Source organism: Saccharopolyspora sp. NPDC000359, from assembly GCF_040300525.1.
In the GTDB taxonomy this organism is placed as follows: Bacteria; Actinomycetota; Actinomycetes; order Mycobacteriales; family Pseudonocardiaceae; genus Saccharopolyspora.
This window is the reverse complement of sequence record NZ_JBEPDU010000001.1, coordinates 52,747-77,495: the sequence shown is the minus strand read 5'-3', so window position 1 is coordinate 77,495 and position 24,749 is coordinate 52,747. Positions and strand designations below refer to the sequence as shown.

Genomic DNA, 24,749 nt, shown 5'->3' with positions numbered 1-24,749 from the left:
CTGCGCACGGTCCGGTGCACTAGGGTTTGGTGCATGAGCGAGACCACGCCTGCACCTCGTGCCTACGTTCTCGGTGCAGAACTACGTGACGCCCGCGAGAAAACCGGTCTCGGGTTGCGGAAGCTTGCGGCTCAGCTGGACGTGTCGCATTCCGTTGTTGTCCGCTGGGAACGTGGCGAACGGGTGCCATCGACCGAGTCCGTCGCCGCAGTGTGTGCCGTGCTCGGGCTGACCACCGCCTCACGCGAACGGCTAATGCAGCTGGCGCGAGATGCGGTCTCGGAACCAGCGAACACGGTGTCGGTCGGCCCGGCTGGCGAGGCCGACCAGCTGGCGGCGCTACTGGAGTTCGAGCGCATCGCGACGGCGATCACCGATGTCTCGCCGATCGTTGTTCCTGGACTACTACAGACCGCCGAGTACGCCCGCGCGATCATGAGCACCGGCATGCCGAACGGCGAGACCGACAAGCTCGTCATGATGCGACTCGGCCGCCGCGAGGTGATCACCCGCAAGAAGTTACCGATCAGGTTCACCGCAATCATGCTCGAAGCCGCACTGAACCAGTCAATCGGCGGCAGCGACGTGATGCAGGAGCAACTTCAGTTCCTGCTGGAAATGGGCGAACGCGACAACGTAGACATCCGCGTTATCCCGCAGTCCGCGGGCTGGACGCCAGCGCACGCGGGCCCGTTCGTCCTGCTCGAATTCGCGAAGGCCGCGCCTGTGGTGCACCTTGAGCACCACAGGTCAAGCGCGTTTCTCCGCGACGAGGGGGACGTAAGCGCCTTCGTCACGGCGCGAGAAGATATCGAACGGGTGGCGATGAGCCCGGCCGCATCCGCCGAGCTCATCACCGACGTCATTAACGCCAAGGAGACGACACCGTGACGATATCGCAGCACCCTGTCGGCTGGCGCAAGTCCAGCCGCAGCAACCAGGAGACCAACTGCGTCGAAGTCGGCCGCATCGGCGATGGCGCCGCGGTGCGCGACACCAAGGACCGCGCCGCCGGGTACTTCACCACCACCGCACGCCAGTGGGCCGCGTTCGTCGCGGCGGTCAAGGCGGACAAGTTCGACAGCTGAGCCGCTACTCAGCAAGCAGCCCCCGGCATCCCTGCTGCCGGGGGCTTCTCCGTTCCGGCTCCGCGGTCAGCGTTCGAGCTCCAACGCGGCCTGGATCGCCGCGGCTTCATCTGGCGAGTCGGCCGTGATCCGGATCTGAGCGGTCACCGGATCACCAAGGCGGTAGGACTTGATGCAGGCGACTGGAGACCTGCTCAGCTGCTGGTAGTGCACGTTTGCCCCATATCTGCCCCATAAGTGGGGGCCAATTGGCAGGTCAAGACCACTTTGTATGCGACAGCGTTGGTGTTACAGCGGTGACGGAGTACCGTTGCGGCATGCTCCGAACTGCGGACGAAGAGCTCACCATCGACGAACTGGCCGCCCGCGCCGGAGTCACCGTGCGGACCGTGCGGTTCTATTCCTCGCGCGGTCTGCTGCCGCCGCCCCGGCTGCGCGGGCGGCTCGGCCTCTACGGCGGCGACCACCTCGCCCGGCTCGACCTGATCCGGGAACTGCAGGCGCTCGGGTTCACCCTGTCGGCGATCGAGCGCCACCTGACCCGCCTGCCCGAGGACGCCTCGCCGGACGAACTCGCGCTACAGCGCGCGCTCATCGCGCCGTGGACCGACGAGCACGCCGAGGACCTCGACCGCCACGAGCTGGACCGCCGCACCGGGCGGCACCTGGACGACGAGCTGATCGACCGGCTGGTCGACCTCGACATCCTGCAGCGGATCCCGGGGTCCACCAAGCTGCGGGTGCCCAGCCCGGCGATGCTCGGCGTCGGGCTGCAGATCCTCGACCTGGACCTGCCGTCGGAGATGCTGGTGCAGGCCAAGGCGATCGTCGAGCAGCACACCGCGCAGATCGCCGCCGAGCTGCGCGAGCTGTTCGCCGCGAACGTCCTGCGCCCCTACGTCGAGCGCGGCCGCCCGCAGGACGAGCGGGACCGGGTCCGCGCGGCCACCGACCAGCTGCGGCCGCTGACCATCCAGGTGCTGGTCAACGGGTTCCAACGGGCGGTCAACGACGTCATCCGCGACCACGTCTGATTCGGCCTGGCGGGCGATTGCGCGCCCCGGTGCTGGCCAACCTGGCATGCGGTGCGGTTTCATCGCGTGACGGCAATCACGTCGTCCTGGGCACGTCGAGGGGAGCTCAGCCGCGATGACCGGGTCGGAAGCGTGGGCGGACGCCGCGCTGGAGACAACAGTCCTGCAACTGTTCTCGCGCAACGTCGCGGAATTCCCGCAGCAGCCCGCGCTGACCGACGGCGACCTTACGCTGACCTGGGAGCAGGCGTGGCAGGAGGTGCAGGTGCTGGCCGCCGGGCTCGCCACGCTCGGCCTGCAACGCGGCCAGGCGGTGCTGATCATGGCGCCGAACCGCGTCGAGCACTGGCTCATCGACGTCGCGGCCGCCCACCTGGGTGCGGTACCCAGCACCCTGTACCCCACGCTCAGTCAGGACCAGGTGCACTACGCCGCCCACCACAGCCGCACCAAGGTCGTGGTGCTCGACGGTCCTGACCAGCTGCGCCGCTGGTCGAAGGTGCTGCGCAACGCCTCGGCCGTGGAGCACGTCGTGGTGCTCGACGAGCAGGCGATGATCTCGGCGGACGAGCGGTTCCGGACCTTGGCAAGGTTGCGGGCGCTCGGCCAGCAGCGGCTGCGGGAGGATCCCGACCTGGTGCAGCGGGCGTCGACGGCGATCGGCCCAGCCGACCCCGCCACGATCCTCTACACCTCCGGCACCACCGGCGAGCAGAAAGGCGTGGTACTGACCCACCGCAACATCTGCTTCGCAGCCGCCTCCCTGCACCAGGCCACGCAGGCCGAGCGGCACGCGCCGCGGATCAGCTACCTGCCGCTGGCGCACATCGCCGAGCGGATGGTGGGGATCTACGCAGCCCTGCACGACGTCGCCCACGTGCACTTCTGCGCCGACCAGGCGCAGCTGCCCGCGGTGCTGGCCCGCGCCCGGCCGTCGCTGTTCTTCGCCGTCCCGAGGGTCTGGGAGAAGCTCGGCGCCGCGCTCCGGGGCATCCCGGCCGACCAGCTCACGCCACAGGCGTCGCGGCGGCTGCGGTCCCGGCTCGGCCTGGACCGGGCCGTCTGGCCCGCCAGTGGCGCAGCCCCGATCGACCGCGAGCTCGTGGCGCTGTTCAGCACCATCGGCGTGGACATCTTCGAGCTGTGGGGCATGACCGAGACGACCGGCTGCGCGACCACCAACCGAGCGGGGGCGAACCGACCCGGAACGGTGGGCCGCCCGGTGCCCGGCGTGGAGGTGCGGACCAGCGAAGACGGCGAGGTGCTGGTGCGCGGCCCGCTGGTGTGCGCGGGTTACCTCGAACCGGACGGTGCGATCCGCCCGGCGACCGACGCCGACGGGTGGCTGCGCACCGGCGATGTCGGGACCGTCGACGCCGACGGCTACCTGACCATCACCGACCGCAAGAAGGAACTGATCATCACCGACGGCGGCAAGAACATCGCCCCCACCCTGGTGGAGAACGCGCTGCGGGCCCACCCGTTGCTCGGCCACGCCCTGGTGTTCGGCGACCGCCGTCCCTACCTGGTCGCGCTGCTGGTCCTCGACGAGGATGCGGCCCCGAAGTGGGCGCGGGAACGCGGCATCACCTCCGGCTCGCTGCGCGAGCTGGCCGAGCACCCGGCGGTCCAGTCCGAAGTGGCCGCCGCGGTCGCGGCGGCCAACGCCCGCCTGAACCGGCCAGAACAGGTCAAGCGGTACCGCGTGCTCGCCCACTCGTGGGGCGTCGAAGGCGGTGAGCTGACGCCGACGCTGAAGCTCAAGCGCCGCGTGATCCACGAGAGGTACTCCGACATCCTCGACCAGCTCTACAGCGCCTGACGCGAGGAAGGGAACCTTCCTGTCAGCCGGGTGCGTGCTGATGCGAGCAAGGGAACCTTCCTGCCACCCACGCACGTGCTGATGCGAGCAAGGGAACCTTCCTGCCAGCAGGGTGCGTGCTGACGCGAGGATGGGAACCTTCCTGTCACCGACTGCGCGTGCGGGCATCGCCGATCTCCGGCTGCGGTGCGGGCCGCACGGGCGGAAGGGGCGCGGCCCGCGTGAACTCGGTAGAACCTCGATGCTTCTCCAACCAACCACCGTCACGCCGGACCCGGCACGTTCGCAGCACTTCACCGCGGCGCCCGGCACGCCCCGGAAGCGGGGCTGCTCCGCCCCGGGACGCTCACGCCTGAGCGGGCTCGGTCTCCTCGGACTTCGCCCACCTGGTGGGTTCGCCGGTGATCACCAGGCAGACCACCGTCACCAGCGCACCACCGACCAGGTAGGCGGCGATGGGCCAGGACGCCCCGCCGGAGAGGGTGAGCAGCGCCGTCGCCACCACCGGCGACAGCCCGCCGCCGAGCACCGAGCCGCTCTGGTAGCCCAGGGACACGCCGGTGTAGCGGACCTTGGTGGCGAACAGCTCGGCGCAGAACGCCGCCATCGGTCCGAACACCGCTGCCGATCCGGCGTAGCCCAGGGTCATGGCCAGCACGATCAGCGCCGGGTTGGCGGTGTCCAGCAGCCAGAACATCGGGAACGCGTACACCGCGAGGAACACCCCGCCGCCGAGCATCACCTGGGTGCGGCCGAGGCGGTCCGAGAGGTGGGAGAACAGCAGGATCCCGGCGATCTGCGCCGCCGACCCGCACAGGCTGCCCAGCAGCATCAGGTCGCGGGTCGCGCCCAGCTCCGCGGTGCCGTAGGTCAGCAGGAACGTGGTCAGGATGAAGATGAAGGTGTTGAAGCCCAGGTTCACCCCGGCCGACAGCAGGATCTGCCGCCAGGACCGCGCGAACGCCTCGGCGACCGGCAGCCGGGCGCGCTCGCCGCGCTGCCGGATCTTCGCGAACTCCGGGCTCTCGGCCAGCCGCAGCCGCACGTACAGGCCGACCCCGACCAGCACCAGGCTCACCAGGAACGGCACGCGCCACCCCCAGGTGAGGAACTGGTCCCCGGAGATCGCGGTGGCCCCCGCGAACGCGCCGGTGGCCAGGAACATGCCGGTCGGGGATCCGAGGAAGGTCCACCCGCCGTACCAGCCATGCCGGTGCGGCGGTGCGTGCTCGACCGCCATCAGCACCGCACCGCCCTGCTCCCCGCCGAGGAAGAAGCCCTGCACCAGGCGCAACGTCACCAGCAGCAGCGGCGCCCACACCCCGACCTGCTGGTAGGTGGGCAGCAGACCGATCAGCGCGGTGCACACGCCGGTCACGCTCAACGTGATGACCAGCATCCGCTTGCGGCCCACCACGTCACCGAAGTGCCCGATGACCGCAGCTCCCAGCGGCCGGGCGAGGAACCCGGCGCCGAACGTGGCGAACGCCAGCAGCGCCCCCACCCACGGGTCGCTGGAGGGGAAGAACAACTCGTTGAACACCACGGCCGCTGCGGTGCCGTAGATCAGGAAGTCGTAGAGCTCGATCGTGTTGCCCACCGCGCTGGCGAACGCGGCCTTGCGCACCGCGACGCGGTCCGGGCCCGCGGGTGCCGATGCCATCTGGTCTCCTGTCCGTCGCGAAGGCGCCCCGGGGATCTTCGCCGCCACGCGCGACGCGCCGGGTCCGGCATCACAATGACCAGTGATCAGCGAAAGGTCCACCGCCATTTCGCGCAGCGCCCCTCGGACGAGCGACTGCGCCTCCGATCGACATGTCCTCCTTGGTGACCGCCCGTGCAGCAAACCTGCTCAGGTGAACCTCTTTCCGGTGGTCCAGGGCCGCGAAGTGCGGCGCTTCGAGGAACCGCGGCGATAAAGAGAAGCGGAATGTCTCTCCAAACCCAGGAGGATTGACGAGATGGTTGCAACACGGCTCACCGGCCGCATCTTCCTCGCCGCAGCGACCCTCGCGGGCACCGCACTCGTCCCGGCGCTGGCCAGCGCGGAACCCGACGCCGACGTGAACTGGAGCAGGCTGAACCTGAGCGTCAGCAACGACAACCGAGGCGAGTTGCCGCGGACCGTGGTGCTCAGCTGTCATCCGGTGGGTGGCTCGCACCCGCACGCCGCCTCGGCGTGCCAGACGCTCTCCGCTGTCGACGGCGACCTCAGCGCGCTCAGCGAGGGGCAGGCCATGTGCACCCTCATCCACCAGCCGGTGACCTACAGCGCGCGCGGCTACTGGCAGGGTCGGCCGGTCACGTTCGAGAAGACCTACTCGAACAAGTGCGTCGCGGAGGCCTCCACCGGCAAGGTGTTCGCCTTCTGACCAGCGCGTCGGGCCCCGCGTGGTGCGGGGCCCGACGCCTCGGTCACCCTCCGCAGCCGGGTTACCGTGGGCGCATGGCAACCGACCAGGAAGAAAGCGATCCGCGCTGGCCCAAGCAGCTCTACGCGCAGGGTGAGGAACCCGACCCCCGGTTCACCCTCGCCAACGAGCGGACCTTCCTGGCCTGGATCCGCACCGCGCTCGCCCTGATGGCGGGCGGTGTTGGGATCGAAGCGCTCAACGCGGTCACCGGCCACCCGAATCCACTCCGGACAGCGCTGGCGGTGGCACTGCTGCTCGCCGGAGTGCTGTGCAGCGCAACGGCTTTCACCCGTTGGATGACCACTGAGCGCGCGTTGCGGCGTGGCCGTCCGCTACCCGCGCCGCGCCTGGCCCCGGTGCTCGGGTACGGCTTGGGCGTGATCGGGGTGGCTGCCTGCGTCCTGCTGTTCGCCACCGGGATCTGAGCATGTCGGAGCGGCCCGACGGCCCGTGGGATCCGGGCCTGCAGATCGAGCGCACCACCCTGGCATGGTTGCGAACGACACTCGCGTTCGTCGTGGGGCTGCTGGTGCTGCTGCGCCTCATCGGGCACGAGAACACCGTGGCCGCGGTGATCTGCGCGGTGCTGACGCTGCCACTCGGCCTCGCCATCAGCTGGCTGGTCTGGCGCCGCCACCTCCACAGCGAAAGCCGCCTGCACCAACGAGCGCCCCTCCCCGGCGCCGCCCTGCCAGCGGCGGCGTCCGCGCTGTCGGCGCTGGCAGGGTGCGCCGGGCTGGTCTACGTCCTGTTCACCTGAGTTCAGGCCACCCGCAGGTCGATGTCGACGTTGCCGCGAACCGCGTTCGAGTACGGGCAGACCTCGTCGGCCGCCGCGGTCAGCTCCCGTGCCTGCTCCTCCGGCACCCCGGGCAGGTCGACGACCATGCCGACGCTGAGCCCGTAACCGCCGGTGCCGTTGGGTCCGATACCGACCTGGGCGGTCACCCGCGAACCTGTGATGTCGACCTTGGCGCGGCGCGCCACGAGCTGCAACGCGCTGTGGAAGCACGCCGCGTACCCGGCGGCGAACAGCTGCTCGGGGTTGGTCGCGGCGCCGCCCGGGCCGCCCAACTCCTTCGGCACGGCCAAGTCCAGGTCGAGAACACCGTCCGAGGACTGGGTGCGTCCGTCGCGCCCAGCACCGGTGGCCGTCGCTTCCGCCGTGTAGAGGACTGTCATCGTTCCCGCTCCTTCGATTCGGCCTGCGCTTCCGCCGCCGCGTCCAGCGCGGCGGTCAACTGCTCCAACGTGGATCGCAGCTCGACCACACCGTCGATCTCGAGACCGGTCGCGGCCAGCATCTGCCCCGGGATCTCCCGGGCGCGCTCCTGCAGATCACGCCCGTCGTCGGTCAACGCGACGAACACGGACCGCTCGTCGTCCGAGCTGCGCTCCCGCACGACCAACCCCCGCGCCTCCAACCGCTTCAGCAGCGGCGACAACGTGCCGGAGTCCAGCCGCAGCGCTGCGCCGAGCTCCTTGACGGCGAGCGACCGGCGTTCCCAGAGCACCAACATCACCAGGTACTGCGGGTAGGTGAGCCCGAGCTCCCCCAGGAACGGCCGGTACAGGTTGGTGAAAGCGCGCGAAGCGCTGTAGAGCGCGAAGCACAACTGGCGGTCCAACGTCAACCGCGCCTCCGGGTCAGCCATACCCGAAACTATAGCGCAAGATTGAATTGCGCACAACTTAATTGGACGCAGCTGACCTGGCGTGGGGCACTGGTACTCGGCTGACCGGTAAGGGCTCTTCCAGAGCGCGGACCCACCGACGGTGACAGGAAGGTTCCCCTCCTCACGTCCGCGGGCAGGCGCGTGACAGGAAGGTTCCCTTGCTCACGTGACCAGCGCGGGCGGTGACAGGAAGGTTCCCTTCCTCGCACCGCCCGCGCGGGGTCAGCACTCGATGACGTTGACCGCGAGGCCGCCGCGGGCGGTCTCCTTGTACTTGACCTTCATGTCGCGGCCGGTCTCGCGCATCGTCTTGATCACCTTGTCCAGCGAGACGAAGTGGTTGCCGTCGCCACGCAACGCCATCCGCGCCGCGGTGATCGCCTTGACCGAGGCCACCGCGTTGCGCTCGATGCACGGGATCTGCACCAAGCCGCCGATCGGGTCGCAGGTGAGCCCGAGGTTGTGCTCCATCGCGATCTCGGCGGCGTTCTCCACCTGGCGCGGCGTCCCGCCGAGAACCTCCGCCAGCCCGGCAGCGGCCATCGAGCACGCCGAGCCGACCTCGCCTTGGCACCCGACCTCGGCACCGGAGATCGAGGCGTTCTCCTTGAACAACACCCCGACCGCACCCGCCGCGAGCAGGAAACGCACCACACCGTCGTCGTCGGCACCGGGCACGAAGCGGGTGTAGTAGTGCAGCACCGCCGGGACGATGCCCGCCGCCCCGTTGGTCGGGGCGGTCACCACCCGGCCACCGGCCGCGTTCTCCTCGTTGACGGCCAGCGCGAACAGGGTGACCCACTCCAGCGGATCATCCTGACCGGTCAGCGACGCAGCCAGCTCCGCCGCGCGCCGCTTGACCTTCAGCCCGCCCGGCAGCTCGCCGGTGTTGCGGCAGCCGTTGTCCACGCACTCCCGCATCACCTGCCAGATCTCCAGCAGTTCCTTGCGGACCGCGTCCTCGCCGCGCCACGACAGCTCGTTGGCCAGCATGACACCGCTGATGGACAACCCGGACTCCGCCGTGCGCTCGAGGAGTTCCGCACCCGTGCGGAACGGCAACCGCACCTCGGTCTCGTCCGGCTTGATCCGGTCGGCGCCGGTCGCGTCCTCGTCGACGACGAAACCTCCGCCGACCGAGTAGTACTCGGCACTGTCCAGGACGACGTCCCCGGTGAACGCGGTGAACCGCATCCCGTTCGGGTGCACCGGCAGCGACCTGCGGCGGTGCATCACCAGGTCGCGGTCCACGCTGAACCGGATCTCGTGCGCACCGTCCAGCCGCAACCGGCCCGTCGTGCTGATCTCGGTGACCCGGTCCGCCACCGCGGCCGGATCGACGACCTCCGGGCTGTGGCCCTCCAGGCCCAGCAGCACCGCCTTCGGGCTGCCGTGCCCGTGCCCGGTCGCCCCCAACGAACCGAACAGCTCCGCCTTGATCCGCGTGACCTGCGGCAACCGGCCCGCGTCACGCAGTCGTCGCGCGAATCGCTTGGCCGCCCGCATCGGGCCCACGGTGTGCGAACTGGACGGTCCGATGCCCACTGAGAACAGGTCGAAGACACTGATCGCCATTGATCGCCTCCGCTGCTGCCCGGCTCCGGCTACTGCTCGATCAGTCCGGCGTACTGCTCTGCCGTGAGCACAGCACCGGTCGCGGTGGCGCGCACCTCCAGCAGCCAGCCCCCGCCGAACGGCTCCGCGTTGACCAGCGCGGGGTCGTCCACGACGGAGTCGTTGATCGCGACGACCTCACCGGTGACCGGCGCGAACAGGTCGCTGACGGACTTGGTGGACTCCAGCTCACCGCAGGTCTGACCGGCCTCGATCTGCTCGCCGACCTCGGGCAGCTGCACGAAGACGATGTCGCCCAGCGCCTCCGCGGCGTGCTGGGTGATGCCGATGCGGACCACGTCGTCGCGGTCCTCGATCCACTCGTGCTCTTCGGTGTAGCGCAGGTTCTCCGGCAGGGACATGGTGGGAGGCTCCAAAGCGGTCTGGAGGGCGCGGGTGCGCCCGGAATGTGCTGGGCCTCCCCCTCTGTTTCGGTACCTGAGAGCTTCGCCGCGGATCAGCGGCTTGCACCGTGGGTGGCGCGTCCACTGCGACGCGCGCTTTCCAGAGTTGCCTCGCCCGAACGGTCATGGGTGCCTGAGAGTTTTGTGGGGAGTCTTGCTCCTTCGGCGCCCCGCACCTGGTGCGAGGTCTCTCCCGCACGGGGTCGACGGCCGGTATGCGATTGTCTACGTGCTCAGCAACGATAAACGGGCCCGCTCTGGTGCCACAATGCCCACCCCCGGTCCGCGACCAGGCGGCGCTTCCGGCGAACCCGCTCAGCGTGGCCGCCCTCCCGCGCGCCGGGTCCCCTGGCTCGGGCATGACCTCCGGCGGGTGGCGAAGGACGAGTTTCAGGAGGCCGGTGATGCTGGACGTCCGGGCACTGGTCGACCGGGTTGGGCCGACCCTGCTGCGCGCGGTGGTCGTCCCGGAGTCGACCACGTGCGTCGGCGACGTCGTCATCGCCGAACCCGACCAGCACCCGGCGGTGGTCGACGGCGACCTGGTGCTGGGCGTGGCGGTCGCGGACCGCGAGCACGCGGCGGCACTGGTGCGCACCTGCGGCGACCTGGGTGCGGCGGCGGTGCTGTTGAAGCCGCCGGTCGCCGCCGACGAGCACATCACCGCGGCAGCCGAGGAGGCGGACGTCGCCCTGGTCGAGGTCCGGCCGGAGACCGCGTGGGCCCAGCTGGTCTGGTTGATCCGGGCGGCGCTGGCCCGGACCGACTTCGACGAGGCGGACGCGCGCAGCACCGGGGTCGGCGACCTGTTCCGGCTCGCCGACGCGGTGGCCGACGTGGTGGACGCCCCGGTCACCATCGAGGACGCGCACTCCCAGGTGCTCGCCTACTCGGCCCGGCAGGACCTCACCGACCCCGCGCGCGTCTCGACGATCATGGGCCGCAGGCAGCCCGACGACGTGCTCGCCAAGTTCCGGGCGCGCGGCACGTTCCGCAAGCTCAGCAAGGGCAGTTCGGCGATCTTCGTTCCCGCCCAGCAGGACGGCACGCTGCCCCGGCTGGTGGTGCCGATCAGGATGGGCGGTGAACTGCTCGGTTCGATGTGGGCGGTGGTGCCCGACCAGGTCTCCGACGAACGCGCGACGGCGTTCGCCGACACCGCTCCCCTGGTGGCGCTGCAGCTGCTCCGCTGGCGGGCCGTCGCGGACGCCGAGCGGCGGCACAGCGCGGAGCAGGTGCGGCTGCTGCTGGACGGCGGCGAGGGCTGGCGGGTCGCGGCCAACGAACTGGCGGTCCCGAACGAGCTGCACCGGGTGATCGCGATCGAGATGCCCGCTTCGGACGGGCCCGCCGAGGGGCACCGGCTGGCGCTGTGGGAGTGGATCACCCGCGGGATCGGGCGCCGACCGCTGGTCACCGAGATCGGTGCCATGCTCTACGCGGTGGTGCCGGACCGCGACCGCGGCGGCTGGCAGGAACTGCGCACCGCGCTCGCCTCGCACGACATGTCGCCGCGACCGCTGATCGCGGTGGGCACAGCCGTGGCGGTCGCCGAGCTGCCCCAGTCGCGGTCGCAGGCCGAAGAGCTCGTGAGCCTGCTGCGCACCGGGCACCTGCAGGAACGGGTGGCGGTCTACGAGGACTACTGGCACCTGCTGGTGCTCAGCCGCATGGCGGGCGCGGCCACCGACGCGGGGATCGGCTCGCTGGGACCGCTGGCGCTCCTGCGCGAGCACGACCGCACCCAGGGAACCGAGTACCTCGCCACGCTGCGCGCCTGGCTGCGCCACCCCGGTGACCCGCGGCAAGCGAGCCGCGAACTGCGCGTGCACCCGAACACCTTCCGGTACCGGATGAAGCGGCTCACCCAGCTCGTCGACATCGACCTGGACGACCCGGACGTCCGCTCCGCCCTCCTCGTCCAACTGCTCGCCGAGCGCTGGGCCCAGCACGGCTGAGAGCAGGGGAACCTTCCTGTCACCCCGCCTGCCTTGAGGAAGGGAACCTTCCTGTCACCACACGGCACACGGCGGCGCACGTCGTGCGAGGAAGGGAACCTTCCTGTCACCACCGGTGTGGGCCGGGCTGTGGAGGCGCGTCGTCACCCGGCTCCGCGGCGGGGGTCGTGTTGTGCTGCGAGCACAAACGGGCCGGGGCAATCTCATCGCGTGGGAATGATGCGCCCCCGGCAGTGGCGGCGGATCGTTGTGCGCAACGCAGAGACGAAAGGATTCCGCCGTGAAGATCGCCGTTCCGCGCGAGATCAAGAACCACGAGTACCGGGTCGCGATCACCCCCGCAGGTGTGCACGAGCTGAGCACCCGCGGGCACGACGTCTTCGTCGAGGTTAACGCTGGTGCGGGCTCCTCGATCCCGGACGAGGACTACCTCGCCGCTGGCGCGAAGGTGCTGCCCAGCGCCGACGACGTGTGGGCCGAGGGCCAGCTGGTGCTCAAGGTGAAGGAGCCGATCGCCGAGGAGTACCCGCGGCTGCGCCGCGACCAGGTGCTGTTCACCTACCTGCACCTGGCCGCCTCCGCGGAGCTCACCGACGCGATGCTGGACTTCGGTGTCACCGGCATCGCCTACGAGACGGTGCAGACCGCCAACGGCGCGCTGCCGCTGCTGGCGCCGATGAGCGAGGTCGCGGGTCGGCTCGCGCCGCAGGTCGGGGCCTACGCGATGATGCGCCCCAGCGGCGGCCGCGGTGTGCTGCCGGGCGGTGTTCCCGGTGTGCACCCGGCGCGGGTCGTGGTGATCGGCGGCGGTGTCGCGGGCCTCAACGCCGCGCGCGTCGCGTTGGGCATGGGCGCCGACGTGGAGCTGCTGGACACCAATGTGGACAAGCTCCGCGAGATCGACCGCGACTTCCACGGCCAGATCCGCACCGTGACCTCCAACCGCTACAGCGTCGAGCAGGCGGTGCGCGCCGCCGACCTGGTGATCGGTGCGGTGCTGATCCCGGGTGCGAAGGCGCCGAAGCTGGTGTCCAACCACCTGGTGTCGGAGATGAAGCCGGGCAGCGTGCTGGTGGACATCGCGATCGACCAGGGCGGCTGCTTCGCCGACTCGCACGCGACCACGCACGACGACCCGACCTACCGCGTGCACGACTCGGTCTTCTACTGCGTGGCGAACATGCCGGGTGCGGTGCCCAACACCTCGACCCACGCGCTCACCAACGTCACGCTGCCCTACGTGCTGCGGATCGCCGACCAGGGCTGGCAGCAGGCCTGCCGGGCGGACGCGGCGCTGGCTGGTGGGCTCAACACCCACGACGGCAAGCTGGTCAACGCCCCGGTCGCCGAGGCCCACGGCCGCACCAGCACCCCGCTCAGCGACGTCCTGTCCTGAGGTCCCGCTCTCCCAGACGAACCCCGCTGCCGCTCGTCGGCGGCGGGGTTCGTCGCGTCGCGCCCAGCCGTGGTGGCAGGAAGGTTCCCTTCCTCAAGTGAGCGCTGGGTGGTTGACAGGAAGGTTCCCTTGCTCACGTCGTCAGGGTGCGCGAGGTGGCAGGAAGGTTCCCCCGCTCGCAGCGCGAGCGGTCGAGCGGGCAGCCGGAAGCGGCAAGGGGTGGTTGCTCCAACCGGGCTCGGGTGATCACGGGAATGGCGCAGCGCGGTGCGCGGTGAACGCGAAAAGGCCTCAAACAGCCGAACGGGGCGGCCCGCTCAACCAGCCTGGGGGTCACCGGGAGCAGGCCGCCACCCTCAGTGTAGGCCACGATCGCCCATTTGCCGACGACGCGAGCACCCACTCGGCGGGCATTTTCGAGCCGAATCGATAACCACCCGATGGAGTGAGTCCGGTGGGGTGCCCGTGCAGGCGTGGCGCCCCCCTGCCGATGTCACCCGATGGGACCACCTCGGTGGACCCATCCGGTGGCCTGCGCAAGGCGCTTATCAACGGGAGGCGACGTGGTGGACGCGGTGTTACGCGAGGCCGTTCTCGACCGGCTCGACGACCTGGACCGGGTGGTGACGGACGACGCCCCCGAAGTGCTGCTGCCGGTTGCCCGCACCGAGCTCTACCGGATCACCTCGGGCTTGAAGGCGCTGCTCGACGAGCACCAGCCCGGCGAGGACGGCCGGTGCCCGTCGTGCCAGGGCACGCTGCGCAGCCGCCCGTGGCCGTGCACGGTGTGGTTGACCGCGCACCGCCAGCTCATCGGCGATCACTCCGGGCAACCGGTCCGCGCCACGCGGCTGGACGCGCTGCGGCGGAGGTCGAGTCGCGAACCGGTCCAGGCGCAGTCCGACGTCGAGGTCATCCCGGACCCGATCGTCTCCTCCGTCGGCGACGGTCCCAGCGACTGGGACACCGGCGAGTTCACCCGGCCCGACCTGACCGCCGGCCCGCCCGGCGAACCACCGGTCGGCGGGCACCTCGAAACCGATCACCGCAAGATCCACCGCGCCTCGGTGATCGACCGCGGCATCCAGTGGCCGTAGCCGCTGGATCTGGATCGAAAACGACCACTTCAGCACTGCGCCCCGCTGCCGTCCGGCAGGATGGGCGGCGACGGGTGAACAGGTGGAGTGGGAGGACGTGTGCACGACGGCAGCGGCCGGATCACCGTGCGAGGTCTCAGCAAGAGCTACGGGCCGGTGCACGCGGTCCTGAACCTCAACTTCTCGGTGCGGCCAGGCACGGTCACCGGGTTCCTCGGACCCAACGGGTCCGGGAAGACCACGACGCTGCGCATGATCCTGGGCCTGGTCAGGCCCACTGCGGGCACCGCCACGATCAACGGTCTGCCGTTCCACCAGCTGCCCAACCCGGCCTCGGTGATCGGCGCCGTCCTCGACGCGCAGAGCTTCCACCCCGGCCGCACCGCGCAGGACCACCTGCGCTGCTACGCGGCAGCCATGAACGTGCCGGACGAGCAGGCTGACCGGGCGCTCGAGCTCGTCGGGCTGGCGCCGGCCGCGAAGCGCAAGCCCGGCGGGTTCTCGCTGGGCATGCGGCAGCGGCTGGCCCTGGCCACGGCGCTGCTCGGCGATCCGCAGGTGCTCGTGCTGGACGAACCGGCCAACGGGCTCGACCCGGAGGGCATCGCCTGGCTGCGCAACTTCCTGAAGGCCTTCGCCGCGAGCGGCCGCACCGTGCTCATGTCCAGCCACTTCCTGCGGGAGATCGAGCACACCGTGGACCAGCTGGTGGTCATCAGCCGCGGCGAGTGCGTCTACGACGGCAGCATCGAGGAGCTGCGGGCCGCCCAGCAGTCCCGCGCCCTGGTACAGGCCGCGGACCCCGGAGCGCTCGCCGCCAAGCTGCAGCAATCCGGATACCGCGTCGAGTACCTGCCGGACGGCCGGGTCGCGGTGCTGGAGGCGGATTCCCGCACGGTCGCCGACCTCGCCCTGGAGGCCGGGGTCGCGCTCTACGGCATGCAGGACGAGCGGATCGGTTTGGAGCAGTTGTTCTTTCAGCTCACCAACGGCCAGTACACCGGGGTCCCGCAGGTGGACCCGAGGGCGCAGGCGTGGGCGCGGCCGGTCGGCCCGCAGCAGCCTGGTGACCACCGCGGACTCGGGGGGCACCAGTGATGGGCGGGCTGATCAAGGCGGAGTTCCGCAAGACCTTCACGACCAACCTGTGGTGGGCGCTGCTCATCCCGGTGGCGTTGATCGGCTTCGGCGCCGGGTGGATGGGCACCGCCTTCGTCGGGCTCATCAACAGCATCGAGCAGCTGGACCGCCCGGTGCCGCTGGCGCTGCTGTCGGTGGCCATGTCGGCGAACTTCAGCACCATCTTCGGTGCCCTGTTCGGGGCGCTGACCGTGGCCGGGGAGTACCGGAACAAGACCGTCACGACCAGCTTCCTGACCAGCAACCCGCGCAGCGCCGTGCTTCTCTCGAAGCTGATCGCCGCGGCGGCCATCGGGGCCGTGTACGGACTGGTCAACGTGGTGTGCGCGAGCCTCGGCGGGTTGCTCGGCGCCAGCCAGGACCTCGGGCACTTCGGTGACATCAGCGACTGGTTGGCCGTTGGCGCCGCCTGCGTGCTCGCGATGGTGTTGTGGACGCTGTTCGGCGTCGGGTTCGGCGCGCTCGTCGCGAACGCCCTGCTGGCGATCATCCTGCCGCTGGTCTACAAGTTCGTCGTCGAGTTCATCTTCTCGATGGCGCTGGTGGGCTCCGAGGTCTCCGGCATCGGCCCGTACCTGCCGGGGGCCGCGGGCAACGGGATCGTGTCCAACCTCGCAGTGCCGCTGTTCATCGCGGCGGTGGCCGGGCCGGACGAACCCGACGTGCCGCGGGTGGCCTTCGATGTGCTGCACGTGTTCTTCGGCGGCCACTACGGGCAGGCGTGGTGGGCGAGCCTGCTGATCTTCCTGGCCTACACCGCGGTGGTCGTCGCCGGTGGCTGGTGGGCGAACCAGCGGCGCGACATCGCCTGACCCCGACGCGAGCAAGGGAACCTTTCTGTCACCCACGCGCCCGCTGACGCGAGCAAGGGAACCTTCCTGCCACCCACCAGCGGTTCCGGTGACAGGAAGGTTCCCCTGCTCCACTGGTCGGAGGTCACACCGGGGGTTCGGGCGGGCTGCGCGGTCGGTGGGGCGGCATAACCTGGCGGGGTGAGCGACTCCGGTAATCCCCGCCCGTCTTCCGGTGGTTGGATCCGTCGCCTCTTCGCCGCTTGTCGACGGCACCCGGTCGCCTTGGCGCTGGCGATGGGTGCGTCGGTCACCGCTGTCGGCCTGGAGGCCCTGGTTCCGCTGTTGACCAAGCTGGCCGTGGACGACGCCATCGCGCACACCACCGACCGGTTGTGGTGGATCGTCGTCGCGCTGCTGGTGCTCGGCGTGTTCCGCTTCGGCGCGGCGTTCGTCCGCCGCTACAGCGCGGGGCGGTTGGCGCTGGACGTGCAGCACGACCTGCGCCGGGCGGTGTTCGCCGCGATGCAGCGGTTGGACGGGGGCAAGCAGGACGCGCTGCGCACCGGGCAGGTGGTGTCGCGGTCGATCAGCGACCTGCAGCTGGTGAACTCGCTGCTGTCGATGCTGCCGCTGGCCGCCGGGACCGCGGTGCTCGCGCTGTTCGCGATCACCGCGATGCTGTGGTTGTCGCCGCTGCTCACCGTGGTGTCGCTGGTCGTGGCGCCGCTGATCGCGGTGGTGTCCGCGCGCAGCAAGAAGCGGCTGTTCCCGGCGACCTGGTCGGCGCAGCAGCGCGCCGCCGACATCGCGCAGCACGTCGAGGAGACGGTCACCGGTGTTCGGGTGGTCAAGGGCTTCGGGCAGGAGGACCGCGAGGTCAGCCGCCTGGAGACCCGGGCCCGCCGGTTGTTCGGCGAGCGGCTCCGCGCCGCGCGCATGACCGCCACCCCGGCGGCGAGCCTGGCCGCGCTGCCCTCCGCGGGGCAGGTCGGGGTGCTCGGGCTCGGCGGCTGGATGGTGCTGCAGGAGCAGGTGAGCCTGGGCACGTTCGTGGCGTTCGCCGGGTACGTGGCGATGCTGGCCGGACCGGCGCGGATGTTGTCGAGCGTGGTGATCCAGGCGCAGCTCGCCCGCGCGGGTGTGGAGCGGATCCACGAGTTGCTCGACTCCCAGCCCGAGGTGCAGGAGAAGCCGGAGGCGGTGCGGTTGCCGGACGGCCCGCTGGAGGTGCGGTTCGACGGCGTGACCTTCGGCTACACCCGGGACCAACCGGTGCTGTCCGACGCGTCGCTGCTGGTGCGGCCGGGTGAGACGGTGGCGCTGGTGGGCCCGGCGGGTTCGGGGAAGTCAACGGTTTCGCTGCTGCTGCCGCGCTTCTACGACGTGCACTCGGGCAGCGTCTCGATCCGGCCCGCCGAGGACGGCGCGGCCGCCCACGACATCCGCGACCTGCGGTTGGATTCGCTGCGCAGCGCCGTGGGCGTGGTGTTCGAGGAGGCGTTCCTGTTCTCCGACACCATCCGCGGCAACATCGCCTACGGTCGCCCGGACGCTTCGGAGGCCGACGTGGTCGCCGCGGCCAAGGCCGCCGAGGCGCACGAGTTCATCACCTCGCTCCCGAACGGCTACGACACCGAGGTCGGCGAACGCGGCCTCACCCTCTCCGGTGGTCAGCGGCAGCGCGTGGCACTCGCCCGGGCGCTGCTGTCGAATCCGCGGATCCTGGTGCTCGACGACGCGACGTCGGCCGTCGACCCGGCGACCGAGGCGGCCATCCACGACACCCTGAGCTCGGTGACGGCCCAGCGCACGACCCTGCTGATCGCGCACCGCCGCTCGACGCTGTCGCTGGCCGACCGGATCGCGGTGCTGGACGAGGGCCGGGTGGTCGACGTCGGCACCGAGGCGGAGCTGGCGCAGCGCTGCGAGCTGTTCCGGTCGTTGCTGGCCGGTCCCGGGGAGTCCATCGACAACCGCCGCGACGGCCAGCTCACCTCGAACGAGTCCGGGATCACGCCTGAGCTGTGGCCGGAGCCGGAGGAGCCGGAGCCCGCTGCGGCCGTGGTCAGCGGATCGCGTGGCATGGGGACCACGTCCATGCCGCCGACTCCGGAGTTGGTCGAGGGCATCAGGAAGCTGCCAGCGGCGACCGACGAACCGGACCTGCGCGGCGAGGACCCGCGAGCGCCCGACCCGGACTTCAAGCTGTCCCGGTTGCTGCGGCCGATCCGCTGGGGGCTGCTGCTGACCGTGCTGCTGGTCGCGGGCGACGCGCTGACCTCGATCGCGCTGCCGTCGCTGGTGCGCCAGGGCGTCGATGGTGGTGTCGGCACCGGGCACGTCGAGGTGCTGTGGTGGGCGACCGCGCTGGCAGCGGTGATCGTCTGCCTCGGCTGGCTGGTGGTCAAGCTGCAGACCGTCGTCACGGCCCGGACCGGTGAGTCCCTGCTCTACCTGCTGCGGTTGCGCAGCTTCGCGCACCTGCAGCGACTCGGGCTGGACTACTACGAGCGCGAGCTGGCCGGTCGGATCATGACGCGGATGACCACCGACGTCGACGCGCTGTCGACGTTCCTGCAGACCGGGTTGGCGACGTTCGTGGTGAGCGTGCTCACGCTGGTCGGCATCGCGGGCGCACTGCTGCTCACCGACGCTTCGCTGGCCCTGGTCGCGATGGCGGTGCTGCCGGTGCTGCTGGTGGCCACGGTGATCTTCCGCAAGGTCTCGTCGATCGCCTACGCCGAGGCGCGCGAGCGGGTCAGCACGGTCAACGCCGACCTGCAGGAGAACGTCTCGGGGATGCGGGTGGCGCAGGCGCACCGGCGCGAGGGGCACGCTGCGAAGGTGTTCGCGCAGCGCAGCGACGCCTACCGGCGTTCGCGGCTGCGCGCCCAGCGCTACATCGCCACGTACTTCCCGTTCGTCGCGCTGCTGTCCGAGGTGGCGCAGGCCGCGGTGCTCGGCGTCGGTGCCGCGCGGGTCGCCTCCGGCGACCTGACCCCTGGCGTGCTGGTCGCGTTCCTGCTCTACCTGGGGTTGTTCTTCTCGCCCGTGCAGCAGCTGTCCAGCGTCTTCGACGGCTACCAGCAGGCGAAGGTCGGGTTGCGGCGCATCGGCGACCTGCTGCGCACCCCGACCTCCGTGCCCGCGCCGAGCGACCCGGCGCCGGTGCCGGAGCGGCTCAGCGGCGCGGTCGAGCTGCGGTCGGTGTCCTTCCGCTACCCCGGCACCGACCAGTACGCGGTGCGCGACGTGTCGCTGCGGGTGCGCCCCGGGGAGACCGTCGCGCTGGTCGGTGCCACCGGTGCGGGCAAGTCGACGCTGATCAAGCTGATCGCCCGGTTCTACGACGTCAGCGACGGCGCGGTGCTGATCGACGGGGTGGACGTGCGCCACTACGACCTGGCCGCGTTCCACCGGCGGCTGGCGGTGGTGCCGCAGGAGGGGCACCTGTTCACCGGGGACGTCGCGGACAACATCGCCTACGCGCGGCCGGGTGCCGACCCCGCCGAGGTGGAGGGCGCGGCGCGGGCGGTCGGCGCGCTACCGGGCATCGCGATGCTGACCAGCGGGTTTCGCCAGCAGGTTGGCGAGCGCGGCCGCGGGCTGTCCGCCGGGCAGCGGCAGCTGGTCGCGCTGGCCCGCGCCGAGCTGGTCGACCCCGACGTGCTGCTGCTCGACGAGGCCACCGCGGCCCTGGACCCGGCCACCGAGTCGATGGTGATCGCGGCCAGTGACCAGCTCGCCGCGCAGCGCACCACGTTCGTGGTCGCGCACCGGTTGGCGACCGCGGCCCGCGCCGACCGGATCGTCGTCGTCGACGACGGCGGGATCGTCGAGCAGGGCCCGCACGCCGAGCTGCTCGCCGAGAACGCCCACTACGCGCGCCTGGGGCGCGCGGCCGAGGCGACCGGGGTCCGCGAGGAGGCGGCGGGCACGTCCAACATCGCCTGACGGTGACGTGAGGATGGGAACCTTCCTGCCACCCAGCCACCCTGCGGCAGCGCAGTTCGAGTGGGGAAGGGAACCTTCCTGTCACCTCGGCGGCGTCGGGTGGGGAGGGGAACCTTCCTGCCACCGCAGCCGCCGAGCAGCGGGCCCTGGGTTGTGAGGATGGGAACCTTCCTGTCACCCGCGGTGCCGGGAGGTCGGGTACGGGAGCCTCCCCGCCACTCCCCGCGGCAGGGCGAGCACCGCGTCGGGGGACCGTTGTGGCTGGTGGGGCGAGCGGTGCGCGGTGTCCCGAGGTTCGGGATAGTTGGTCACGGGCCGGGAACACAGCGTGTGGTTGAAACGTCATACTGGTGACGGGCGACAACCCAGATGGAGTACTAGCAAGCGACGCCAACCGCAAGTGAGGCATGCTACGTGCGGCCGTTGATCGTTCGCGTGAGCCGATTCGGGCCTAACCCCCGCAAGCTGGGCTTTCCTGATCGATTTTGTGACCGAGGTCGTCAGCCGAACGGCCGTCCTGTGTGTCAACCTCGCGAATCGGACCGCTAGCCTGGTACCCGAGTGTGTCTGTAAATCACGAGCATATGGATCGAGGCGAACGCCAGCCGTGTCCAGCAGCCCTGCGTCACAGTTCGGCCCCAATGAGTGGTTGATCGAGGAGATGTACGAGCAGTACCTCCAAGATCCCACTTCCGTAGACTCGGCGTGGCACGAATTCTTCGCCGACTACAAGCCGGGTCAGGCAGCCACCGACAACACCGCTGCTGCGTCCGCCGCTGCAGCGGCCCCGACCACCACGGCGACCGCGACGCGCGGTGCGGCCAACGGTCAGGTCCCGCCCGCCGCCGCGCCGACCGCACCCCCGGCGAGCAAGTCGGCGGCTGCGCCCAAGCCGTCCCCGCAGCAGGCCGCGAAGGCCGCCCCGGTCAAGGAGCCGCAGGCCGCGGGTGAGGTCAAGACGCTGCGTGGTGCCGCGGCTGCGATCGCCAAGAACATGGACCAGTCGCTGACCGTGCCGACCGCGACGAGCGTGCGCGCGGTCCCGGCGAAGCTGCTGTTCGACAACCGCATCGTCATCAACAACCACCTGAAGCGGAACAAGGGCGGGAAGATATCCTTCACCCACCTGATCGGCTACGCGCTGGTCCGTGCGGTCCGGGACTTCCCGAACATGAACCGCCACTACGGCGAGGACGCCAAGGGCAAGCCCGCGGCCGTCACGCCGGAGCACATCAACCTGGGTCTGGCGATCGACCTGCCGGGCAAGGACGGGTCGCGCAACCTCGTGGTCGCCTCCATCAAGGGCTGCGAGGAGATGACCTTCTACCAGTTCTGGCAGGCCTACGAGGACATCATCCGCAAGGCGCGAAGCAACTCGCTGACCGCGGACGACTTCGCCGGCACCACGATCTCGCTGACCAACCCCGGCCCGTCGGGCACCAACCACTCGGTGCCGCGGCTGACCAAGGGGCAGAGCGCGATCATCGGCGTCGGGGCGATGGACTACCCGGCCGAGTTTCAGGGCGCCAGCGAGAAGACCCTGGTCGACATGGGCATCAGCAAGATCGTGACGCTGACGTCCACCTACGACCACCGGGTCATCCAGGGCGCGGAGTCCGGTGACTTCCTGCGCCGGGTGCACCAGCTGCTGCTGGGCGAGGACGGCTTCTTCGACGACATCTTCGCGTCGCTGCGCATCCCGTACGAGCCGGTGCGCTGGACGCAGGACATCCCGGAGGGCGCGGTCGACAAGACCGCCCGGGTGCTGGAGCTGATCGACGCCTACCGCACCCGCGGTCACCTGATGGCCGACATCGACCCGCTGAACTACCGGCAGCGGCGGCACGAGGACCTCGACGTCCTGTCGCACAGCCTGACGTTGTGGGACCTGGACCGGGAGTTCGCCGTCGGCGGGTTCGCGGGCAAGGAGCACATGAAGCTCCGCGACGTGCTGGGTGTGCTGCGCGACTCCTACTGCCGCACCGTTGGCGTGGAGTACATGCACATCCTGGAGCCCGACGAGCGCGAGTGGCTGCAGCAGCGGGTCGAGAAGCCGCACACCAAGCCGGACTCGACTGAGCAGAAGTACATCCTGTCGAAGCTCAACGCGGCCGAGGCGTTCGAGACGTTCCTGCAGACCAAGTACGTCGGGCAGAAGCGGTTCTCGCTGGAGGGCGCGGAGACCGTGGTGCCGCTGCTGGACGCGGTGCTGGACACCTCCGCGGCGCACGAGCTCGACGAGGTCGTCATCGGCATGCCGCACCGCGGTCGGCTCAACGTGCTGGCCAACATCGTCGGCAAGCCGATCTCGCAGATCTTCCGGGAGTTCGAGGGCAACCTGGACCCGGGCCAGGCGCACGGCTCCGGTGACGTGAAGTACCACCTCGGGGCCGAGGGCAAGTACTTCCGGATGTTCGGTGACGGCGAGACCAAGGTGTCGCTGACCTCCAACCCGTCGCACCTGGAGGCCGTGGACCCGGTGCTGGAGGGCATCGTCCGCGCCAAGCAGGACATCCTGGACAAGGGCCAGGAGGGCTTCACCGTCCTGCCGGTGCTGCTGCACGGCGACGCCGCGTTCGCCGGTCAGGGCGTGGTGGCCGAGACGCTGAACCTGTCGCTGCTGCGGGGCTACCGCACCGGCGGCACGGTGCACGTGATCGTCAACAACCAGGTCGGTTACACCACCGCGCCGGAGCACTCGCGCTCCAGCAAGTACTGCACCGACGTGGCGAAGATGATCGGCGCCCCGGTGTTCCACGTCAACGGCGACGACCCCGAGGCGTGCGTGTGGGTCGCGAAGCTGGCCGTGGAGTACCGCCAGGCGTTCGGCAAGGACGTCGTGATCGACATGGTCTGCTACCGGCGCCGCGGTCACAACGAGGGCGACGACCCGTCGATGACGCAGCCGAAGATGTACGACGCGATCGACAAGATGCGCAGCGTCCGCAAGGTCTACACCGAGTCGCTGATCGGCCGCGGTGACATGACCGTGGAGGAGGCCGAGAAGGCGCTGAAGGACTACGCGGCGCAGCTGGAGCACGTGTTCAACGAGGTCCGGGAGCTGGAGAAGCACCCGCCGGCGCCGAGCCCGTCGGTGGAGTCCGAGCAGCAGGTGCCGCGCGGCCTGTCGACCGCGATCCCGCGGGAGACCTTGGAGCGCATCTCCGAGGCGCAGATCAACCTGCCCGAGGGCTTCACCCCGCACCCGCGGGTCAAGCCGGTGCTGGAGCGCCGCGCCAAGATGGGCCGTGAGGGTGGCATCGACTGGGCGTTCGGTGAGCTGCTGGCGTTCGGCTCGCTGGTGATGGAGGGCCGCCCGGTCCGGCTGACCGGTCAGGACAGCCGCCGCGGCACCTTCGGCCAGCGGCACTCGGTGCTGATCGACCGCAAGAGCAACAGCGAGCACACGCCGCTGCAGAACCTGTCGGAGGACCAGGCGAAGTTCCTGGTGTACGACTCGGCGCTGTCGGAGTTCGCGGCGCTGGGCTTCGAGTACGGCTACTCGGTGGCCAACCCGGACGCCCTGGTGCTGTGGGAGGCGCAGTTCGGCGACTTCTTCAACGGCGCGCAGTCGATCATCGACGAGTTCATCTCGTCCGGTGAGGCCAAGTGGGGCCAGCGCTCCGACGTGGTGATGCTGCTGCCGCACGGCCACGAGGGTCAGGGCCCGGACCACTCCTCCGGTCGCATCGAGCGCTGGCTGCAGCTGTGCGCCGAGGGTTCGATGACGGTGGCGATGCCGTCGACCCCGGCGAACTACTTCCACCTGCTGCGGCGGCACGCGCTGGACGGCATCCACCGCCCGCTGGTGGTGTTCACGCCGAAGTCGATGCTGAGGATGAAGGCCGCGACCAGCCCGGTCGAGGACTTCACCGAGGGCAAGTTCACCTCGGTGATCGACGACCCGGCGCAGCCGGACCCGGCGAACGTCCGCAAGGTCGTGCTGTGCACCGGCAAGCTCTACTACGAGCTGGCCGCGCACCGCCACAAGGAGGGCATCACCGACACCGCGATCGTCCGGCTGGAGCAGCTGTACCCGCTGCCGCACCGCAAGCTGGGCGCGATGCTGGAGCGGTACCCGAACGCCACCGAGTTCCGGTGGACCCAGGAGGAGCCCGCCAACCAGGGCGCCTGGCCGTTCCTGGGCCTGGCGCTGCCGGAGCTGTTCCCGCAGCTGGTCGGCAAGCTCAAGCGGGTCTCGCGCCGTCCGATGGCCGCCCCGGCCACCGGTCTGGCCAAGGTCCACGAGGTCGAGCAGGCCGAGGTCGTGCGCAACGCCTTCGCCTGATCTGGTCCACCTGGAGCGGGCCGTCGGTTCCCCGGAACCGGCGGCCCGCTTTCTCGTGCCCGGGGTGGCA

At 70.3% G+C, this 24,749-nt stretch carries 20 protein-coding genes and 2 riboswitches; of the genes, 14 read left to right on the top strand and 6 right to left on the bottom strand.

Annotated features, from left to right (window positions below; genetic code table 11):
• The first annotated feature begins 33 nt into the window (after positions 1–33).
• Positions 34–891: a helix-turn-helix domain-containing protein gene (locus tag ABT324_RS00375; protein WP_351169143.1), complete on the top strand. Its 858-nt coding sequence runs from the start codon at positions 34–36 to the stop codon at positions 889–891.
• Positions 888–1,088: a DUF397 domain-containing protein gene (locus tag ABT324_RS00370; RefSeq protein WP_502949662.1), complete on the top strand. Its 201-nt coding sequence runs from the start codon at positions 888–890 to the stop codon at positions 1,086–1,088. Before ABT324_RS00375 ends, ABT324_RS00370 begins: the two co-directional genes overlap by 4 nt.
• 66 nt (positions 1,089–1,154) lie before the next feature.
• Here ABT324_RS00370 and ABT324_RS00365 read toward each other — a convergent pair whose 3' ends face one another.
• Positions 1,155–1,301 carry a hypothetical protein gene (locus ABT324_RS00365; protein WP_351169140.1) on the bottom strand — a complete coding sequence of 49 codons (147 nt, stop codon included), beginning with the start codon at positions 1,299–1,301 and terminating at the stop codon, positions 1,155–1,157.
• Between the two features lie 104 nt (positions 1,302–1,405).
• Here ABT324_RS00365 and ABT324_RS00360 point away from each other — a divergent pair, with 104 nt between their 5' ends.
• Both ABT324_RS00360 and ABT324_RS00355 read left to right on the top strand, forming a co-directional pair.
• The gene (locus tag ABT324_RS00360; protein ID WP_351169137.1) at positions 1,406–2,122 is read left to right on the top strand and encodes a MerR family transcriptional regulator; all 717 of its coding nucleotides are present in this window, start codon (positions 1,406–1,408) and stop codon (positions 2,120–2,122) included.
• 115 nt (positions 2,123–2,237) lie between these two features.
• Positions 2,238–3,944, top strand: a complete 1,707-nt coding sequence (locus ABT324_RS00355) for an AMP-dependent synthetase/ligase (protein WP_351169134.1) — start codon at positions 2,238–2,240, stop codon at positions 3,942–3,944.
• Positions 3,945–4,290: 346 nt separating this feature from the next.
• Here the strand turns inward: ABT324_RS00355 and ABT324_RS00350 are convergent, their stop codons facing one another.
• On the bottom strand, positions 4,291–5,607 hold the full coding sequence (locus tag ABT324_RS00350) for an MFS transporter (protein WP_351169131.1): 1,317 nt from the start codon (positions 5,605–5,607) through the stop codon (positions 4,291–4,293).
• Between the two features lie 298 nt (positions 5,608–5,905).
• On the opposite strand from ABT324_RS00350, the gene ABT324_RS00345 reads away from it, so the two are divergent.
• The 3 genes from ABT324_RS00345 to ABT324_RS00335 all read left to right on the top strand — a co-directional run bounded on the left by ABT324_RS00345 (position 5,906) and on the right by ABT324_RS00335 (position 7,118).
• Positions 5,906–6,316, top strand: coding sequence for an SSI family serine proteinase inhibitor (locus tag ABT324_RS00345; protein WP_351169128.1), 411 nt, complete (start codon positions 5,906–5,908; stop codon positions 6,314–6,316).
• Between the two features lie 74 nt (positions 6,317–6,390).
• Complete coding sequence (locus ABT324_RS00340) at positions 6,391–6,783, top strand: YidH family protein (protein WP_351169125.1); 393 nt, start codon at positions 6,391–6,393, stop codon at positions 6,781–6,783.
• Positions 6,784–6,785: 2 nt separating this feature from the next.
• Positions 6,786–7,118: a DUF202 domain-containing protein gene (locus ABT324_RS00335; protein WP_351169122.1), complete on the top strand. Its 333-nt coding sequence runs from the start codon at positions 6,786–6,788 to the stop codon at positions 7,116–7,118.
• Between the two features lie 2 nt (positions 7,119–7,120).
• Here the strand turns inward: ABT324_RS00335 and ABT324_RS00330 are convergent, their stop codons facing one another.
• The 4 genes from ABT324_RS00330 to gcvH all read right to left on the bottom strand — a co-directional run bounded on the left by ABT324_RS00330 (position 7,121) and on the right by gcvH (position 10,010).
• Positions 7,121–7,540: an organic hydroperoxide resistance protein gene (locus ABT324_RS00330; protein WP_351169120.1), complete on the bottom strand. Its 420-nt coding sequence runs from the start codon at positions 7,538–7,540 to the stop codon at positions 7,121–7,123.
• Positions 7,537–8,013 (bottom strand): MarR family winged helix-turn-helix transcriptional regulator, encoded by a 477-nt coding sequence (locus tag ABT324_RS00325; protein WP_351169117.1) that lies wholly within the window; start codon positions 8,011–8,013, stop codon positions 7,537–7,539. The genes ABT324_RS00330 and ABT324_RS00325 overlap by 4 nt, the downstream gene beginning before the upstream one ends.
• 243 nt (positions 8,014–8,256) lie before the next feature.
• Entirely contained in the window at positions 8,257–9,609 is a 1,353-nt protein-coding gene (locus tag ABT324_RS00320; protein ID WP_351169114.1) for an L-serine ammonia-lyase, read from the bottom strand.
• Positions 9,610–9,638: 29 nt separating this feature from the next.
• Entirely contained in the window at positions 9,639–10,010 is a 372-nt protein-coding gene (gcvH, locus tag ABT324_RS00315; protein ID WP_351169111.1) for a glycine cleavage system protein GcvH, read from the bottom strand.
• A 54-nt stretch (positions 10,011–10,064) separates the two neighbouring features.
• A riboswitch (glycine riboswitch) is annotated at positions 10,065–10,162 on the bottom strand.
• Positions 10,163–10,258, bottom strand: a riboswitch (glycine riboswitch). It lies immediately after the preceding riboswitch.
• A 198-nt stretch (positions 10,259–10,456) separates the two neighbouring features.
• On the opposite strand from gcvH, the gene ABT324_RS00310 reads away from it, so the two are divergent.
• The 7 genes from ABT324_RS00310 (at position 10,457) to ABT324_RS00280 (ending at position 24,679) form a co-directional block, all read left to right on the top strand.
• Positions 10,457–12,010, top strand: a complete 1,554-nt coding sequence (locus ABT324_RS00310; protein ID WP_351169108.1) for a PucR family transcriptional regulator — start codon at positions 10,457–10,459, stop codon at positions 12,008–12,010.
• Positions 12,011–12,290: 280 nt separating this feature from the next.
• Entirely contained in the window at positions 12,291–13,406 is a 1,116-nt protein-coding gene (ald, locus tag ABT324_RS00305; RefSeq protein WP_351169105.1) for an alanine dehydrogenase, read from the top strand.
• A gap of 566 nt (positions 13,407–13,972) precedes the next feature.
• Entirely contained in the window at positions 13,973–14,503 is a 531-nt protein-coding gene (locus tag ABT324_RS00300) for a hypothetical protein (protein ID WP_351169102.1), read from the top strand.
• A gap of 99 nt (positions 14,504–14,602) precedes the next feature.
• Positions 14,603–15,601 carry an ABC transporter ATP-binding protein gene (locus ABT324_RS00295; protein ID WP_351169099.1) on the top strand — a complete coding sequence of 333 codons (999 nt, stop codon included), beginning with the start codon at positions 14,603–14,605 and terminating at the stop codon, positions 15,599–15,601.
• Positions 15,601–16,455 (top strand): ABC-2 transporter permease, encoded by an 855-nt coding sequence (locus tag ABT324_RS00290; protein ID WP_351169096.1) that lies wholly within the window; start codon positions 15,601–15,603, stop codon positions 16,453–16,455. Before ABT324_RS00295 ends, ABT324_RS00290 begins: the two co-directional genes overlap by 1 nt.
• Before the next feature lie 276 nt (positions 16,456–16,731).
• Entirely contained in the window at positions 16,732–20,391 is a 3,660-nt protein-coding gene (locus ABT324_RS00285; RefSeq protein ID WP_351169093.1) for an ABC transporter ATP-binding protein, read from the top strand.
• A 661-nt stretch (positions 20,392–21,052) separates the two neighbouring features.
• Positions 21,053–24,679, top strand: coding sequence for a multifunctional oxoglutarate decarboxylase/oxoglutarate dehydrogenase thiamine pyrophosphate-binding subunit/dihydrolipoyllysine-residue succinyltransferase subunit (locus ABT324_RS00280; RefSeq protein WP_502949668.1), 3,627 nt, complete (start codon positions 21,053–21,055; stop codon positions 24,677–24,679).
• Positions 24,680–24,749: the final 70 nt, after the last annotated feature.

Coding starts and splice junctions, on each gene's coding strand:
- ABT324_RS00285 (WP_351169093.1), top strand. CDS start 16,732: ATGGGTGCGTCGGTCACCGCTGTCGGCCTGGAGGCCCTGGTTCCGCTG.
- ABT324_RS00325 (WP_351169117.1), bottom strand. CDS start 8,013: ATGGCTGACCCGGAGGCGCGGTTGACGTTGGACCGCCAGTTGTGCTTC.
- ABT324_RS00375 (WP_351169143.1), top strand. CDS start 34: ATGAGCGAGACCACGCCTGCACCTCGTGCCTACGTTCTCGGTGCAGAA.
- ABT324_RS00340 (WP_351169125.1), top strand. CDS start 6,391: ATGGCAACCGACCAGGAAGAAAGCGATCCGCGCTGGCCCAAGCAGCTC.
- ABT324_RS00320 (WP_351169114.1), bottom strand. CDS start 9,609: ATGGCGATCAGTGTCTTCGACCTGTTCTCAGTGGGCATCGGACCGTCC.
- gcvH (WP_351169111.1), bottom strand. CDS start 10,010: ATGTCCCTGCCGGAGAACCTGCGCTACACCGAAGAGCACGAGTGGATC.
- ABT324_RS00280 (WP_502949668.1), top strand. CDS start 21,053: ATGTACGAGCAGTACCTCCAAGATCCCACTTCCGTAGACTCGGCGTGG.
- ABT324_RS00335 (WP_351169122.1), top strand. CDS start 6,786: ATGTCGGAGCGGCCCGACGGCCCGTGGGATCCGGGCCTGCAGATCGAG.
- ABT324_RS00290 (WP_351169096.1), top strand. CDS start 15,601: ATGGGCGGGCTGATCAAGGCGGAGTTCCGCAAGACCTTCACGACCAAC.
- ABT324_RS00330 (WP_351169120.1), bottom strand. CDS start 7,540: ATGACAGTCCTCTACACGGCGGAAGCGACGGCCACCGGTGCTGGGCGC.
- ABT324_RS00355 (WP_351169134.1), top strand. CDS start 2,238: ATGACCGGGTCGGAAGCGTGGGCGGACGCCGCGCTGGAGACAACAGTC.
- ABT324_RS00310 (WP_351169108.1), top strand. CDS start 10,457: ATGCTGGACGTCCGGGCACTGGTCGACCGGGTTGGGCCGACCCTGCTG.
- ABT324_RS00350 (WP_351169131.1), bottom strand. CDS start 5,607: ATGGCATCGGCACCCGCGGGCCCGGACCGCGTCGCGGTGCGCAAGGCC.
- ABT324_RS00360 (WP_351169137.1), top strand. CDS start 1,406: ATGCTCCGAACTGCGGACGAAGAGCTCACCATCGACGAACTGGCCGCC.
- ABT324_RS00345 (WP_351169128.1), top strand. CDS start 5,906: ATGGTTGCAACACGGCTCACCGGCCGCATCTTCCTCGCCGCAGCGACC.